The 15,380-nt window shown below is 41.0% G+C and carries 15 protein-coding genes and 1 tRNA gene; 8 read left to right on the forward strand and 8 right to left on the reverse strand.

Annotation, left to right across the window (positions count from 1 at the left end; all coding sequences use genetic code 11):
- Positions 1-25: 25 nt before the first annotated feature.
- Positions 26-102: transfer RNA gene (locus L2747_RS06740), tRNA-Asp, on the forward strand.
- A gap of 314 nt (positions 103-416) precedes the next feature.
- Here L2747_RS06740 and L2747_RS06745 read toward each other — a convergent pair.
- From L2747_RS06745 to xapA, 3 genes are all read right to left on the reverse strand, one after another.
- Complete coding sequence (locus tag L2747_RS06745; RefSeq protein ID WP_248998317.1) at positions 417-1,388, reverse strand: patatin-like phospholipase family protein; 972 nt, start codon at positions 1,386-1,388, stop codon at positions 417-419.
- A gap of 216 nt (positions 1,389-1,604) precedes the next feature.
- Positions 1,605-2,867: a NupC/NupG family nucleoside CNT transporter gene (locus L2747_RS06750; protein WP_248998318.1), complete on the reverse strand. Its 1,263-nt coding sequence runs from the start codon at positions 2,865-2,867 to the stop codon at positions 1,605-1,607.
- Positions 2,868-2,879: 12 nt separating this feature from the next.
- Positions 2,880-3,710 carry a xanthosine phosphorylase gene (gene xapA / locus L2747_RS06755; protein WP_248998319.1) on the reverse strand — a complete coding sequence of 277 codons (831 nt, stop codon included), beginning with the start codon at positions 3,708-3,710 and terminating at the stop codon, positions 2,880-2,882.
- A 287-nt stretch (positions 3,711-3,997) separates the two neighbouring features.
- Here xapA and L2747_RS06760 point away from each other — a divergent pair, with 287 nt between their 5' ends.
- Complete coding sequence (locus L2747_RS06760; RefSeq protein ID WP_248998320.1) at positions 3,998-4,894, forward strand: LysR family transcriptional regulator; 897 nt, start codon at positions 3,998-4,000, stop codon at positions 4,892-4,894.
- Positions 4,895-4,982: 88 nt separating this feature from the next.
- Here L2747_RS06760 and L2747_RS06765 read toward each other — a convergent pair whose 3' ends face one another.
- The gene (locus tag L2747_RS06765; protein ID WP_248998321.1) at positions 4,983-5,651 is read right to left on the reverse strand and encodes a YccT family protein; all 669 of its coding nucleotides are present in this window, start codon (positions 5,649-5,651) and stop codon (positions 4,983-4,985) included.
- 166 nt (positions 5,652-5,817) lie between these two features.
- Between L2747_RS06765 and L2747_RS06770 the strand changes: the two genes are divergently transcribed.
- Positions 5,818-6,183, forward strand: coding sequence for a hypothetical protein (locus L2747_RS06770; RefSeq protein ID WP_248998322.1), 366 nt, complete (start codon positions 5,818-5,820; stop codon positions 6,181-6,183).
- Positions 6,184-6,292: 109 nt separating this feature from the next.
- Complete coding sequence (gene corA, locus L2747_RS06775) at positions 6,293-7,240, forward strand: magnesium/cobalt transporter CorA (protein ID WP_248998323.1); 948 nt, start codon at positions 6,293-6,295, stop codon at positions 7,238-7,240.
- Positions 7,241-7,356: 116 nt separating this feature from the next.
- On the opposite strand, the gene L2747_RS06780 is transcribed toward corA, so the two are convergent.
- Both L2747_RS06780 and L2747_RS06785 read right to left on the reverse strand, forming a co-directional pair.
- Positions 7,357-7,677, reverse strand: coding sequence for a DUF3135 domain-containing protein (locus L2747_RS06780; protein WP_248998324.1), 321 nt, complete (start codon positions 7,675-7,677; stop codon positions 7,357-7,359).
- A gap of 137 nt (positions 7,678-7,814) precedes the next feature.
- Positions 7,815-9,071, reverse strand: a complete 1,257-nt coding sequence (locus tag L2747_RS06785; protein ID WP_248998325.1) for a cyclic di-GMP phosphodiesterase — start codon at positions 9,069-9,071, stop codon at positions 7,815-7,817.
- A gap of 107 nt (positions 9,072-9,178) precedes the next feature.
- Here L2747_RS06785 and L2747_RS06790 point away from each other — a divergent pair, with 107 nt between their 5' ends.
- Positions 9,179-9,874: a 2OG-Fe(II) oxygenase gene (locus L2747_RS06790; protein ID WP_248998326.1), complete on the forward strand. Its 696-nt coding sequence runs from the start codon at positions 9,179-9,181 to the stop codon at positions 9,872-9,874.
- 77 nt (positions 9,875-9,951) lie between these two features.
- Here the strand turns inward: L2747_RS06790 and L2747_RS06795 are convergent, their stop codons facing one another.
- Positions 9,952-11,304, reverse strand: coding sequence for an ATP-binding protein (locus L2747_RS06795; RefSeq protein ID WP_248998327.1), 1,353 nt, complete (start codon positions 11,302-11,304; stop codon positions 9,952-9,954).
- Positions 11,295-11,969: a response regulator gene (locus tag L2747_RS06800; RefSeq protein ID WP_248998328.1), complete on the reverse strand. Its 675-nt coding sequence runs from the start codon at positions 11,967-11,969 to the stop codon at positions 11,295-11,297. The genes L2747_RS06795 and L2747_RS06800 overlap by 10 nt, the downstream gene beginning before the upstream one ends.
- Positions 11,970-12,252: 283 nt before the next feature.
- Here L2747_RS06800 and L2747_RS06805 point away from each other — a divergent pair, with 283 nt between their 5' ends.
- Genes L2747_RS06805 through L2747_RS06815 form a run of 3 tightly spaced genes read left to right on the forward strand, consistent with a single transcriptional unit; the run spans position 12,253 to position 15,380 of the window.
- The gene (locus tag L2747_RS06805) at positions 12,253-13,107 is read left to right on the forward strand and encodes a putative selenate ABC transporter substrate-binding protein (protein WP_248998329.1); all 855 of its coding nucleotides are present in this window, start codon (positions 12,253-12,255) and stop codon (positions 13,105-13,107) included.
- Positions 13,108-13,110: 3 nt separating this feature from the next.
- Positions 13,111-13,827 carry an ATP-binding cassette domain-containing protein gene (locus L2747_RS06810; RefSeq protein ID WP_248998330.1) on the forward strand — a complete coding sequence of 239 codons (717 nt, stop codon included), beginning with the start codon at positions 13,111-13,113 and terminating at the stop codon, positions 13,825-13,827.
- A gap of 2 nt (positions 13,828-13,829) precedes the next feature.
- Entirely contained in the window at positions 13,830-15,380 is a 1,551-nt protein-coding gene (locus tag L2747_RS06815) for a PhnE/PtxC family ABC transporter permease (RefSeq protein ID WP_248998331.1), read from the forward strand.

A 15,380-nucleotide genomic window follows, 5' to 3' on the forward strand; every position in this document is an offset into this window, starting at 1 on the left:
CATAATGCGTAAGCACTTTGCTAAAGGAGCGGTAGTTCAGTTGGTTAGAATACCGGCCTGTCACGCCGGGGGTCGCGGGTTCGAGTCCCGTCCGCTCCGCCAACATAAAGATAAAAGCCTCTGCAGCAATGCAGAGGCTTTTTTCGTTTTGTAATATTTATTAATCTAGTCGTGACGTCGAGGACTTTTACAAAAAATAGTCCGCCCCAGCTACGCTTCGCGTTCGTAAGCTCACAGCTATCGCTGTAATCACCTACAAACATTGGATAATCCCTGCTAGCAACAGTAGGTCTGATTTGTATCTGTTGTTTAAAGAGTTTAATACTAAGCCTCTGTATTCCTTAGTTGTATGGATACAAAGTCTTGCTTTGTGTATTCTTCTAGACAAAATAGTTCGAAGTTTATGAGCTAATCGTTTAACAATATCGTAAAACCTGCCTTGGCTGCTGTGGCGGTATAGTACTGGGTTTGAGTAACGTTGCAGAATGCTGTGTTATAAAGTCATTACCGGCTTGCTTTCCTTGCAGGTAATCGAATTGTAAAGCGAGCTTTTTGCTGCCTATCAATTTACTTTTTAAGTTCTGCTGTGGGAATATTTGAATAATTTCAACGTCATCTGGCGGTGAGTCAATAAATCGTAATGCGTCTCTATAGGCGTACTCGTGATGAATAAAAAAATCGAGCGCTTTAGGGCATTGCTTAGTGGAGCACACCCATGACTTTAACCGGTTAACCCATGGAGTATGTGCTGCATATTGTTTTGGTAGAGTACGTAGAACAACAATTTTTCGTGCACCTCGCTTATAGGCCTCTTCAACTGGAAGTGGTGCTGATAACCCTCCATCAACTTGAAAGTCGTCATTAATTTTTACACCCTCCCGATAAAGGAGCGGTAAGGCGCTAGAGGCCTTTAATAAGGTTAGCCAGTTTTCCTTGTTTGGGTTAAAAAAACTTGCTTGATAGTTAGAGCTATTAGTGGTCGAAATGAGTAATTGCCGATGTTCTAGTTGTGCTAGCCCTTGTTGTAGATCCAGTTGATGCGTTGCTGAATTGTCCGCAGACTCGATACCCACTTGGTCGAAGTACCAGTCTAAATCGACAGTACTTTGCCCCTTCAGCGGGCGGCTTAAACTAAAGAATTTAGCTGAGCGAGTAAACTCTGTGATAGAGCGATGCGCAAACCCCTTTTGTTGAGTGATGTAACTCGATAGGTTTTGTGCACCAGCCGAGGTGCCTATCAGGAGATTAAATGGATTAAATTGCTGTTCTAACCAGGCATCCAAAATTCCTGCAGTAAAAATCCCACGTTGACCTCCGCCCTCTGCAACTAAGGCTGTTTGTGCAATTGGCGTATTGGGTATTAACTCTTTTGTGAGATTTGACGGCATAACAAACTTGCTGAAATGGAAAGTAGATGACTTTAATCTATGCCTTATATTGCAATTTGTATAATTGATAAAATCAATTGTAGAGATTGATAATATCTATGAGTGAAAGCTAAATCATCAAACGGTAGTCAATAAGTCGATATTAAAAAGGGAGCCTAGGGCTCCCTTTTACGTCTTGATATTTCCTGTTACGGAATTAACATCACATTTAACGATTTATGCCGCTAACGAGAAGAATATGCCCGCAATAGCTGCGCTCATTAGGTTTGAGCAGGTTGCAGCTACTACCGTGCGTAGGCCATATTTTGCAATGAAATCAGTTCTTGATGGGCAAAGCGTACCAAGACCGCCGATTAAAATACCCATTGAGGCTAGGTTCGCAAAACCACATAGTGCAAAGCTGATAATCACTTTACTCTTCTCTTGTAGTACTTGCAGACCCGCAGCAGTAACTTGGGCATTTTCTTTTAGGTATGGGGCTAAATCGCTATAAGCAACAAACTCGTTAACGATTAGTTTTTTACCAATCATAGAACCAGCAATCGCCATATCCGCAGCCGGAACACCCAGTAAGAATGCAAGAGGTGCAAAGATCCAACCTAGGATCCCTTCTAGTGATAACTGCATGCCGACAACATCACCAAGGCTACCGAGTAAATTGTTGGCAAGTGTAACGAGACCAATCATAGCAATCAGCATGGCACCAATAGCCGCAGCAAGTTTAAGACCACTTGCGGCGCCTTCACCTGCAGCTGCAAGTACGTTTACTGGAGGCTTTTCATCAAATTGGATTTTGCTATCCATGCTGTATGTAGGTGTTGTGGTTTCAGGCAAGATAAGTTTTGCAAACAGAACGCCACCCGGAGCTGCCATAAATGATGCGGCTAGCAAGTACTCCATATCAACGCCCATCATCGCGTAACCAGCTAGTACAGTACCTGAAACAGATGCCATACCACCACACATAACCGCGAAGAATTCAGAGTCACTCATTTTTGCCATATAAGGCTTAATAACGAGTGGCGCTTCACTTTGACCAACAAAGATGTTTGATACTGCTGACATTGATTCTGGCTGCGAAGTACCAAGTACTTTGGCCATACCGCCACCGATGATGCGAATGATAAACTGCATAATGCCTAGATAATATAAAACAGCAATAAGTGCAGAGAAGAACACAACAAGTGGTAATACGTTTAATGCAAAGACAAAACCTATGCCTTCTACGGAGAAGTTCACAAGGTTACCAAACAGAAAGCGAATACCAGCTTTACCACTATCTAATACGACGTGTACACCGTGTGACATTGACTCAAGTGCTTGTCGGCCTAATGGCACATACAAGACAAATGCGCCGATTAATACTTGTAAACCTAGTGCCGCACCAACAGTGCGTAATTTAATCGAGCGGCGGCTTACAGAACACGCAACACCAATGCCTAAAAGCACTAGCATGCCAACGAATCCCATGAACATCATAACTGTCGTCCTTTATTTTTTAACGCTGCTAACAAACGCATTAATCAGTTTTAGGAAATCACTTTCAGCGAGTTTGGCGCATTTTAATGTTTGCTCGTGTGACAGTTTCACATCACCTAAGCCCTCAGCCATATTGGTGATTGCACAGATAGCTAGTACTGGTAGACCGCAATGTGCTGCAGAGATCACTTCAGGTACAACAGACATACCCACTACATCGCCGCCGATGATTTGCATCATGCGGATCTCTGCCGCCGTTTCGAAACATGGGCCAGGGTAAGAAACAAAAACACCTTGGTTAACGTTGATCTTTTCAGCTTTGGCGATAGTGACAGCTTGTTCACGCAAATCTTTATCATAAGCGTTAGCCAGACTAAAGAAGCGAGGCCCGTACTTGTCGTCATTTGGGCCTGTCATTGGCGTACTAGGCATTGTATTGATGTGGTCAGAGAATATGACTAAAGAGCCAACGTCGATGCGTTCAGGGCGAAGTGAACCAGCAGCGTTTGTGACAAGTAGCATTTCACAACCAAGCGTTTTGAAAGTACGAACTGGTGTCGTCATTACTTTCATTGTTTCATGTTCGTAGAAGTGACCACGGCCTTTCATACAGGCAACTGGTACACCATTTAGGTAACCCAATACAAGTTCACCGCTGTGACCTTCAACAGTGCTGACAGGGAAGCCATCTAGTTCTTCATAACTAATGCTAACTTTATCTTCTAATTTGTCAGCAAGTACTCCTAGGCCAGAGCCTAAGATCATGGCGATTTGTGGTTTGAAGCCTGGCTTGCATTTTTCGATGGTAGCTACAGCGTTTGGGACTGGATCGTACAGAGACATTTTTATATTCCTAAATGGATTTGTTATTAGCCTCACGATATTCGCTAGCGATTTTGATTAAAATCGCTAAAAATGGCTCTAATGTGCTGTTTTTCGGCACATAGATGTTTAATGTATAAAGCTGTCGTAAATCCGATAATTAAAGCATCGAAAAAATATATTTTTGATTAAAGACGGCACAATACCTGAATAAAACTTATAAATAACCGGATTTAAAATTTGTGAACAATAACTCAAGTACTGCTCCTCTAAACATAAAAAGCCTTTATTGGGCTGAAAGGATCAGTATGAAAATGCTGAGGTATTTTTATGTGGCTAGCCACAGCCAAAATCTCACTCAGGCAGCAGAGCGCTTGCATATTTCAAAGTCACCACTCAGTGCACAGATGCGGGATTTAGAGGCTGTATTAGGAGTAAAGCTATTTAACCGCGAGCAAAGGAGTATTCAGTTAACTGCAACAGGAAAATTATTGCGTGATGAATGCCAAGCAATTTTTGATGTGATGGAACGCTCAATCAATCAAGTGACCCAATATGCACGTGAGACTCAAGGACACCTGCGTTTAGGAATTGTAAGTTCAGCATTTTGGGCTGGTTTTGGTTATGCTTGCCAACAGCTAAAAGCTGATTATCCAAGTATTCGCTTTGAGTTTATTGAGCTATCGCCTCAAAAACAAAAGGTTGCGTTATTTAATAATGAGATTGATATTGGTTTTGTTCGCTATGCAGATACCCTAGACATTAACCCATTAGAGTCGTGTAACTTGTATTGTGAGTCGATGTGGGTAGCGCTATCAGATAAACATGATTTGAGTAAAAAAAAGCAATTGAGTTTACCTGAGCTCAGTCATGAAAAATTTGTCATGATGAGCCAAAAAAACTCCGCATCATCGCAGTTAGTGGTTAATCACTGCGTAAAAGCGGGATTTATTCCACATATAGTGCAAGAAGTGGTAGAGCCAATGACCTTGATGAATGTCATTGAAAGTCAGGCTGGCGTAGCGATTGTGCCACAAAGTTTTGGTCGCCAGAATTGGCAACATATTCGGTTGGTTGAACTTAAGGAGCCAATTCACGCCCACATCTGTGCCATCTATAATCCGCAAAAAATGACAGCTGAAAAGCAGTCTCTTATTCAGTCGTTACATGTCTATATGAATAGTGAGCTATCGAAACAAACATGAAGTTAATTTCTTTTAATGGCAAAGCGTAAACCGCGACAGTATTAACACTGCGGTTTACGCTTTTCTGACTAGCTCAGCGTTTAAAGTACTACTTGCTTTCGATACGCTTTTTAAATGCCTCCCGGGTTTCTTCATCGGCTTGTTGATACCAAAAATCGAGCATTTGACCAACATTGATTTGTTCCGATTTTTCTACTGGCGGCATGTTTGGCTTAGGAGGAGCTTGAGTTATAGACGCTACAATAGGTGCAGTTACGATTTGAGTTGCTGCGAACCCCTCAGGTTGTAACTGCAACGACGCACTTTGTTCTGTTAGGTTGTAAGCTGTTATTTCCTCAGCGTAATCACGACCCAACTGTAGTCCTTCTTTTATTAACTTACCTTGTTCAAAGTGGATGCTTTGATCATTGGCATCAACTAACATCACTTTTGGTGATTGGTTAAACTTGTCTGCTGCACTGCTAGAACGAATACGTGGCAATGTTAGTGCCAGTTCGGCATTTTTTTCATTAAACTTAATAATAATCACATCGGACTGAAATTGTGTTTGCGAGCCTTGATTCTGATAGCGTCCAGTATAACGAAATGCAATTTGATTAACGCCATTTTGTAATTTCAGCGTATCTTGAGTACTCACTTCATTGCCGTTGACGACAAGAAGTTCTGAGTTCGATGGCATAGATAGCTCGACATCGGCGAATGCCGGCATAGTTAATAACAACGCTGAACTGCACAGTGCAAGACAATAACGATTCATTTTGGATCCTAATATGTACTAATGTCTTCTTTATAGCAGAATGATGTGAAATTTGCATAGCAAGATGATTTTATTGCGAACTCGTATGACAATGCTTGGATATGGGTAGCAGTTTATCTGTTTATATGTAGGTATAATTGATGTAAACATCGCAGAGGGAAAGCAAGTGCTCACGAAAATTTTAATTACCTTACTGATAATCGCCGGTGCGATGGTTTATATCCGGAAACCTAGAGAAAAAGGTGTGCGGGCAAGTACGAAAGAATTAGGTAAGAACATTAAACTGCGTATTGGTGCCTATATACTGGTCAGTTTGTCGCTTACTGCGACTGCTGGCTATTGGTATTGGGATTGGAGTGATGGCAATAAAGTTGTCAGTGTAACGATTGTGTCACCTATGAGTGACGAGTCAGTGGTTTATCAAGTCAAAAAGAAAGATATCACTAGCAATGAACTAACAACTGTTAACGGAATTCGTATCAGATTAAGCAATCAAGAGCGAATAATCGTCGCTAAAAGTGTAACAGAGTAATAATTGTACGTTTTCTTAGGGTTAGATCTATGCACCATGGCTTTATAGGTTAGAATAGCGCACGTTTTATATCTAGAATAATTGCTACATGCGTTTTTAAGGAGGAGCTATGATTACAGCCTATGCCTATGAGGATCGTAAACTTACGATTTTTGAATTAAGCATCAAGGACAATATCCCTCCCGGCATTATTTGGTTAGACCTTTATAAGCCTGATGAACAAGAAAGAGAGTGGTTAAGTCACTTTTCTGTTGAAGACGTGCCGGATGAAGAAGATATCAATGAGATTGAAGCTTCGGCTCGCTTTTATCAAAACCATGATGGCTTGCATATTAACTCCTTATTTCCGCAGCGAGCTGGTCAAGATGTAAAAGGAGTTAACGTTTCTTTTAATTTGCGGAAAAACTTTCTGTTGACGATTCGTGATGAGGACGTAGGCCTTATTCGTTTACTACGTAACTACCTTCGACTCGGTAAGATAGAAGCTGTTACGCCGGTGGCTTTGCTGTTAGAACTATTTAATCTTAAAGTCGATTATCTGTCAGATCTGATTGAGGACGTTTACACTGTTCTTGAGAATATCAGTGAAGAAGTCTTTAAAAACGAAGAGTTAGATAATGTATTTAAACTTATCACTCGTCAGGAAGACTCAAATGGAAAAATTCGCTTAAGTCTGCTCGATACTCAGCGCTCACTTAGATTTATGCAGAAATATTATCGTAGTCAGCTATCTGATGAAGAATTTAAAGATCTACGAGAAATGTTGTCTGACATTGAATCGTTAATGCCTCATAGTCAGTTTATTTTTGATAAGTTGAATTTTTTGCTCGACGCTGCAATGGGTTTTAGTGGTTTACAGCAAAACAAGATCATCAAAATTTTCTCCGTTGCGGCAGTCGTCTTCTTGCCACCAACGGTAATTGCAAGCTCTTACGGAATGAACTTTGCAAATATGCCTGAACTTGACTGGCGTTTTGGTTACCCAATGGCAATTGCTATGATGTTTGGAAGTGCAGCCGGTACCTACTTGTTCTTCAAACGCAAAGGTTGGTTATAAGTGGGTAGCTAGCTTTGGATCATAAAAGCTAGCCTTGACCTAATAATATAAAAGCTCGCTTTAGCGGGCTTTTATATTTTAACCCCTTTAAATATGTGCTTGCTTGTCGTTTAAGGCTATATTTTATTTTGTTGTTTTGAAAAAGCCACAATATCGGCTTTTTGCTCCAAAAAATGCTGTGGTTGGCTATAGATTTTATTTAACACACCTAGTTTTTGAAACATCATACAACTGACAAGTTGGCAGCGTTGGTACGGGCTTTTACAAAGGGCTAGGCGTTTATCTAAATCATTCAATAGCGAATTGAGGTTAGCTTGATTTGACTTATTACTTGTCGCAATGGCTTCTTGACTTAATTTTTTCTGTAAAGCATCTAACTTCTTTGGCGCATTTTGTGCCAACCACAGTAATTTATCAAAACTTGGTAGTTCAGTCATAAGCATTCCCTCCGACGTCAAAACCTACTATTAAAGTTAGTCAGTCGGGGGGATTTCAGCAAGAAACCAGTTTTATAGCTTAATGTCAGGCTTTAGTGTCTACAGTGATTGTAAAGCTTGCTGTCAGGTGTAAAAGTTTACTTTTCGGCGCCAAAAAAGTAACTAACTTTATCTCTAGGATCTAGATATTTAAGGACTTTCAATGGCAGTGCAGCTATAGGCAAGCACCTTACAATGGTTAAGCCTTCATTCGCTAAGTCGACTATAGGTGCTTGCTCTTTTGGGACTGTAGGATCGTATACCAGTACTCTAGGCAGCAACAGTTTGCTTAAGTTAACAGACATGACCATGGCAAATTGGCCTGAGCTAAGTTCAACAATACTGCCTGGTGGATATATGCCAAGCATTTTCACTAAGCGATTTATCACTTGTTGGTTAAGTTGGTTTTGATAGTTTTTATACAAGAAGCCGAGCGCTGCATAAGGGGTTTTAGCTTTTTTACTGCGATCAGAATGGCACAAATTATCGTAGGTATTAATAGCGCAGATTAGCTGACTTAATTTGTCTATTTGAGGCTCTTTTAATCCATTAGGCACACCGCTACCATCTAAAAACTCATGGTGATTTAATATAATTGGTAGTGCTTGTTCTGGAAAGTTTTCTGCTGCGCCAATGAGCTCGGCTCCCATTGCTGGATGTTGATTAAAATAGTTTTGCTCTGCTTGAGTTAACGGCGCTGTTTTACGAAGTAACTGGGTAGGTACTTTCAATTTTCCTATGTCGTGAAACAAGGCTCCAATTCCGACTATCTCTATCTCTTTCCTGCTCCACTCTAGCTCTTTTGCAATTAACATTGATAAAACTGCAACGTTTAGCGAGTGATAGTAAATACTCTCATCGCTTTTTGCATCTGCCATTAAGTGCAGCACTAATTTATCATCTGTAAGCAACTGATTACACATATCATGGATAAGCTCTTGGGCTTCATTGACTGCTGCAAGAGGCCGACTGCGTAACTTGTTCATTAGGTTACGCATCATTGCAACATTACGAATGAAGTGTTTTTCAGTTTTTTGTAAGTGACGCCTTAATGATTGCTGCGCATCAATACTTTTCGCTTTCTGACGGCTTAATTCAGATGATAATTGCTCAAGGTTGTTATCAATAATGTCTGATTGGCACTGAGATTCCGAGGAGGTTAGTGGCAGAGTGTCACTGCGCTCTGGACACACAAATACAAAGTCGAGACCGAGATTTTTTATTAGCTCTATCTGCGCTTGTTGCTTAATTTTGAAACTATTGAAAATGAAAGGATGGTCTTTCCATGCAATAGGTAATCTAACAAAATTACCAATTTGCAGTTGGGCTACAGCGACTTTACAACTTTTTGTCATGGGAATTATATTAAAACTTTCTCTATTTGCTATTTTACTCCAAGTTATATAATTTACAATTACTTAACGATAATATTTACACATGTTGCGAAACTGAGAACCGTCAAATGGACTTCATAGAAATATACCCAAATGCTCTTCCTGATGCTTTTTGTGATGAATTAATTTCCCGCTTTGAAAATCACAATGGCGTGAGTGCTGGTCGAACTGGTGGTGGGGTAGATGAGACTAAGAAGGTCAGTTTAGACTTAATGCTAGATTCTCATGAAGATTTAGGTGCGCTTAAAAATCAATTACTCGGTTATACACTTAAGCAAGCGACAGCGTACTTTGACAAGTATGCCATGGCATTAATGGGGGCCGTTGCTGTTAATGTTGCGGGTGAACAAGGCGAATCCTTGACTTTGACTCCCGACAATTACCAGCAATTTGGCAAGGGACGCGCCGAAGCGATAGTTAAATATCTATATCGTAGTGGCAATATCAATATCCAAAAGTATTTGCAAGGTAAAGGAGGCTATCCTCATTGGCATTCAGAGCAGTTTCCACAACAAGGCCATAACGAAGCATTACACCGAGTTGTGCTGTATATGTATTATCTTAATGACGTGGAAGAGGGGGGCGAAACAGAGTTTTATTACCAGAATAAAAAGATAAAACCGAAAAAAGGTACTATGGTGATAGCCCCTGCAAGTTTTACCCACTCTCATCGAGGTAACATTCCAAGGAGTCATGATAAATATATCGCGACATCTTGGATTATGTTCAATCGTGCTGAACAGCTATATCAGCCTGCGAAATAGCCAATGAACGGGGATACTTGTTAAGGGCTAAGTGGTGTATTTTGAGATGCACATTAGCCCTATTTGTATTGACATAGCTAGATAGGAATAGAGATCCTAAAACAGGCTCCTTCAAGATCTGAAGTTTCAATACTGAGTCGTCCACCATAGCTTATAACTATCTCATTACAGACCGCAAGACCTATTCCTTGCCCCGCCTTTTGTGTATCTGCTCGTACGCCACGTTGAATAATATTTTGACGAATGCTTTCTTCAACACCCGGTCCGTCATCTTCAACAAGCAATTCGAACTCACCAGCATCATTATAATAAGACGAAACTCTTACTGTGGTTATACATAGTTTAAATGCATTTTCCATTAAGTTACCGCAGAGTTCCATTAAGTCTCCCTTGTCTCCAGGGAAAACATGCTCGGTAGGGATCACTGCTTCGAATTTCACTTGTTTGTCGCGGTAAACCTTAAATAGCATTTGTGCAAGTTGATCAACTAAAGGCGCAATCTGTGTTTGCTCTTGCTTTAGGCCTTTTCGACCAAGCATGGCACGTTTAAGTTGGTACTTTACTAATTGATCCATTTGGCTCACCTGCTCCATAATCTTTTCGCTGCAGGCTTCTTTATCTAAGGTACGATCATCGGTAATTGCGTGCACTGCCGCTAAGCGAGTCTTTAGACTGTGGGCAAGGTCGTTCATGGCATTTTGATAACGTTGTTGCTGAGCACTCGATTGTACTAGTAGTTGGTTGAGTGCTTGAGTTACGCCTTCCAACTCTACCGGATAGCCGTCAGACAAGGATTTTGACTTGCCACTATTAACTGATTGTAATTCGTTTCTAAGGCGAACTAATGGTCTCATTCCCCAATAAGCTGCACTGATCAGCAACACCAAAGCTAGCGCTAATACAAAGGCCAGACGAATATAGGTGAGTCGGCTAAATTTGCTATATTCTTGCTCGAGTTTTTCAGCGTCTTTGAGAACGAGTAGGTTGTATTTGTTATTCGCAATATCAAGCGATAATAGGTAAACAAAGTAGCCCTTACTGTCGGCTAAGGATAGATAATAGGGCGGTGAGCTATTGCGAATTTCATTAAAACGCTCACAGGTATCGAATAGACCACGATCAACGGCTAAAGATGAAGTCCATACTTGGTTAAATGTACTGTCACAACTCGCAATAATGTAACGTTGTGTTGCATTGTTATCTTCTAACCATTCATCGCTATTGTCGGGAATGAGGTCGTGTTCGCGTAATTCAGCTGCGACCTTCGGAATTTCTGCAATCAGCTGAGCTGTTTCTTCATTGTAACTATTTTGTGCATGAAGAATATTGACCATCCAAGCAAGGCCAAAACCAACCAATGCAATGATTGATAACGAAGTGAGAAACATCCGCGTGAGCAGACGTTTCTTGGGTTTAAAACTTAACTGCATGGTAGGTTGAATTTGTATCCTTGGCCGCGGATAGTGGCAATTGGGTTTTCAAGGCCGTCTTTAGTGAGTTTTTTGCGTAAACGGCTGACCATCACCTCAATGGTATTAGGATCGCCTTCCTTATCACCGTATATCACATCAAGAAGGCGCTGCTTAGCTACGACTTCATGGCAATGACGCATGAGGTACTCTAATATCAAGTATTCAAACGCGGTGACTTCCATAGGTTGATTATTCAGAGTAACTTGCTTAGCAGCTAGATCTATCTCAAGTGGACCGCTGGTGATTTGCGGTTTTACAAAACCAGCACTTCGGCGCACTAAGGCGTCAAGACGAGCGACTAGCTCTTCTTTTTGGAAAGGTTTAACTAGATAGTCATCGGCACCGGCATTTAGTCCTTCTACCTTATCTTGCCAATTTACCCGGGCTGTAAGGATCAGTACCGGCGCTTTAAGACCGTGATCTCGGAGACTTTGGATTAAGCTAATTCCGTCTTGATCAGGTAAGCCTAGATCAACAATCGCAACATCAATCGGGTAATTGGTTGCTTGGTAAAATCCTTCTTTAGCTGTTAATGCCACTTGAACCTGATTGCCTAATTCACTCAATTGCACTTTGAGGTGATGAGATAGAATGGGATCATCTTCAACAACTAATATTCGCATAATCAAAATATCCTTGAATTTAATACAGATTAGTTTACGCAGAATTACTGTAACTGCCAACTATGTGTTTTAACAATAAAGAGTTTACGCCTTATAAACTTAACAATGGCTGAACTTTGCCGAGTAAGCTGTTTTACTGTTGTTTTTATGAACTAGAGCGTGATATTGACCTATAAACTCAAACTAATTACCGCTTAGGCGTTATTTTATGTGGTTATCACTGGGTTTATTGCTGCTTTTTCGTTAAGGTTACGTAAAATTTTGCGAGTTAAAGGATTAGAATATGTCGCTTATTAAGCGATTGACGGTATTGGCTATGTTATTTGTCATCCCAAGTGCTATGGCCGAGACGTTTACATTTACTGCTATTCCCGATGAAGATGAACGCCAACTGAGAACTCGATTCGACAAAGTCGCGGTTTATTTGCAACAGCAATTGGGCGTAGATGTTAAATACGTTCCGGTAAAATCTTATTCTGCTGCCGTTACTGCTTTTCGTAACAATCAAGTGCAATTAGCTTGGTTTGGTGGGTTATCAGGGGTTCAAGCTAGACGCCTTGTAAGTGACTCTCGTGCCATCGCCCAAGGTTATGAAGATCAATTCTTTAAAAGCTATTTTATCGCACACGCTTCGGCTGAAATTGTTGCTAGTGACAGTTTTCCTAATCTGAATGGTTACACCTTCACGTTTGGGTCAAAAAACTCTACTTCAGGACGTTTAATGCCGCAGTTCTTTATTGAGCGTAATCTAGGCAAAAATAGTAAGAATGTGTTTAAGCGTATAGGCTACTCTGGTGACCACAGCCGCACTATTGCGCAAGTTCAGGCGGGTGTCTATCAAGTTGGTGCAGTAAATTATAAAGTGTGGGAAAGTGCTGTCGCTAACGGTAAAGTGGATCTTAATAAAGTGAATGTCATTTGGGAAAGTCCTGCTTACCCTGATTACCAGTGGACGATTCGAGGCGATGTAGATACTCGCTTTGGTGCTGACTTTGCCGAAAAGGTTGAATCTGCATTGATAGGTATGACCGATCCTAGTTTATTAAAAAGCTTCCCGAGACAGTCATTTGTTCCTGCAGATAATCAAGATTATGAGCCCATTGAAGATGTCGCCAAAGCGATTGGTTTGATTGATTAACCCATGTTAATGCTAAACAACCTTGTTGTTAGCTTTGATGATAATGTGGTTTTAAACATCGATAGCTTAAGTATTAGTGCAGGGGAGAAGGTGGCTATTATTGGCCCATCTGGTAGTGGTAAATCAACGTTAGTACATCATATCTATGAGTTACTGCGACCAACCGCAGCGCTTTGTTCACAGAGGCAGGGTTTAGTCGAAAATTTAAGTGTGTTCCATAATATTTTTATGGGCGCACTTGACCGACATTCTTGGCTGTATAACCTCATCAATTTGGCTTTACCATTCAACAAGCCGCAACTGCAAATTCGTACAATTATGGATACGCTCGAATTAGATTGTCCGATAACACAAAATGTAGTCAATTTATCTGGTGGGCAAAGGCAGCGTGTTGCACTCGGCCGTGCGCTATTTCAGCAGCAGTCACTATTTATTGGTGATGAGCCATTTTCTGCCGTCGACCCCATTATGGGACAACGATTACTTAGGCACGTATTCGCTGCACATGAAAGCGTTATTATGGTTTTGCATGATACCAGTATGGCGCTGGCGAATTTTGATCGCGTTATTGGTTTGCAAGGGGGTAAGAAATTACTCGACTGCAGTAGCAAAAATCTCAACGCAACGATGTTAAAAGACTTTTACCAGCTACAAGAACAGCATCCAATGGTAACGAAAGTTGAAGCATATTCGAAGTTTAACTTGGTTAAACAGCCGTAGTTTTGCAAACTTTAGCAACGCTAATAACAACAAAAATCAACTTTATTGGCTACTGGAAAAAAGTCACTTTGATCCTATGGTTGTTGGCTGGGATCTGTTTTTACTTTGCAGATACCGAAATTATCGCTTTGGATCCATGGCACGAGTTATTACTTATCATTACAGGGTTTGTAACGCCAGACTTCTTCGCGACAGAATACCTATTTGAGGCACTATGGCAAACCATCAGCTTTGCTTTGCTCGGTATTTGTCTTGCTTTATTTATTGGAGCGCCGTTATCCATTCTCTACCACAAGCCGTTAGTTGCGACCGTATGTTCATTTCTACGCTCAATCCATGAGATTTTTTGGGCGCTGCTTTTTCTGCAGATCTTTGGACTTTCGCCTATTACCGGTATTTTGGCTATAGCCTTGCCTTATGGGGCAACTTTTGCACGGGTGTTTAGTGATATTTTACGCCAAGCACCGACAACCACTTTGCAAACTTTTCCTAGCAATACTGACCGAATAAGTCGATATTTATATGGTCGAGTTGCTCACGTATTGGTACCGGTTAAGGCTTATGTACGTTATCGATTCGAGTGTGCATTAAGAAGTAGTGCCGTTCTTGGTTTTGTGGGAATGCCGACGCTAGGTTTCTATTTAGAATCCGCTTTTCGTCAGGGGTATTACCAACAAGGCGCCGCGTTGTTGATATTGTTTATTGGGTTAATTGGCACGATCCCGTTTTGGGGGCGATTAAAGCTTCTACCGTTATATGTAGTTGGCGCTATTTGGGCCCTACCTAGCATCCCTGTGGTCGACAGTCGTTTAATTTGGCGGTTTTTGACTCAAGATATTTTGCCGCCAATGTTTCAAAGTAATCAATTGCAAGATGCATTGCTAACAGATAACTACGGCGCTGTGGCGGAACTATTCAGAGATTTCTTAAATTGGCTGGTGGAACTACTGTGTGAGCAAGCCCTGCCTGGCGTTGTTGGCATGTTATTGTTAGCGGTTACAGCATTGGGAATGAGCCATATTTTGGCAATTATTGGTAGTAGCTTCAGTGATAAACGTTTTAGCGGTAAGTGGATTGCTAAATTTAATCGTTTGGCTTTATTAATTTTTCGCTCTGTACCAGAGTATATTTTTGCTTTTGTTTTTATGCTGCTATTAGGGCCATCTATGTTGCCTGCCATGCTAGCACTTGCAATACATAATGGTGCACTTATTGCGTTTTTAACCCTACGCCATGCCGATGATGTGCCCGTGTCTAGCCATTTCAATGGCAGGCTGGATGGATATGCCTATGAGATTTTACCAGTGATCTATCCCAATACAATGGCGTTACTGTTTTATCGTTTTGAAGTCATACTTCGTGAAACGGCCATTTTAGGAATGCTTGGTATTGCAACTTTAGGGTTTTATATCGACAGTAACTTCTCAGAGATCCGTTTTAATGGGGCGTTGGTATTAATGTTAGTTACTGCGTTGGTGAATATTGCTGTAGATATTGTTAGTCGACGCGTTCTGTATGCCGACAATAACGCGCAATCTGCCTGTAGTCATTAA

It is taken from the genome of Shewanella marinintestina (genome assembly GCF_023283845.1).
GTDB lineage: Bacteria > Pseudomonadota > Gammaproteobacteria > Enterobacterales > Shewanellaceae > Shewanella > Shewanella marinintestina.

Coding starts and splice junctions, on each gene's coding strand:
- L2747_RS06810 (WP_248998330.1), top strand. CDS start 13,111: ATGTTAATGCTAAACAACCTTGTTGTTAGCTTTGATGATAATGTGGTT.
- L2747_RS06745 (WP_248998317.1), bottom strand. CDS start 1,388: ATGCCGTCAAATCTCACAAAAGAGTTAATACCCAATACGCCAATTGCA.
- L2747_RS06800 (WP_248998328.1), bottom strand. CDS start 11,969: ATGCGAATATTAGTTGTTGAAGATGATCCCATTCTATCTCATCACCTC.
- L2747_RS06760 (WP_248998320.1), top strand. CDS start 3,998: ATGAAAATGCTGAGGTATTTTTATGTGGCTAGCCACAGCCAAAATCTC.
- L2747_RS06780 (WP_248998324.1), bottom strand. CDS start 7,677: ATGACTGAACTACCAAGTTTTGATAAATTACTGTGGTTGGCACAAAAT.
- L2747_RS06805 (WP_248998329.1), top strand. CDS start 12,253: ATGTCGCTTATTAAGCGATTGACGGTATTGGCTATGTTATTTGTCATC.
- L2747_RS06750 (WP_248998318.1), bottom strand. CDS start 2,867: ATGATGTTCATGGGATTCGTTGGCATGCTAGTGCTTTTAGGCATTGGT.
- L2747_RS06785 (WP_248998325.1), bottom strand. CDS start 9,071: ATGACAAAAAGTTGTAAAGTCGCTGTAGCCCAACTGCAAATTGGTAAT.
- xapA (WP_248998319.1), bottom strand. CDS start 3,710: ATGTCTCTGTACGATCCAGTCCCAAACGCTGTAGCTACCATCGAAAAA.
- L2747_RS06795 (WP_248998327.1), bottom strand. CDS start 11,304: ATGCAGTTAAGTTTTAAACCCAAGAAACGTCTGCTCACGCGGATGTTT.
- corA (WP_248998323.1), top strand. CDS start 6,293: ATGATTACAGCCTATGCCTATGAGGATCGTAAACTTACGATTTTTGAA.
- L2747_RS06790 (WP_248998326.1), top strand. CDS start 9,179: ATGGACTTCATAGAAATATACCCAAATGCTCTTCCTGATGCTTTTTGT.
- L2747_RS06765 (WP_248998321.1), bottom strand. CDS start 5,651: ATGAATCGTTATTGTCTTGCACTGTGCAGTTCAGCGTTGTTATTAACT.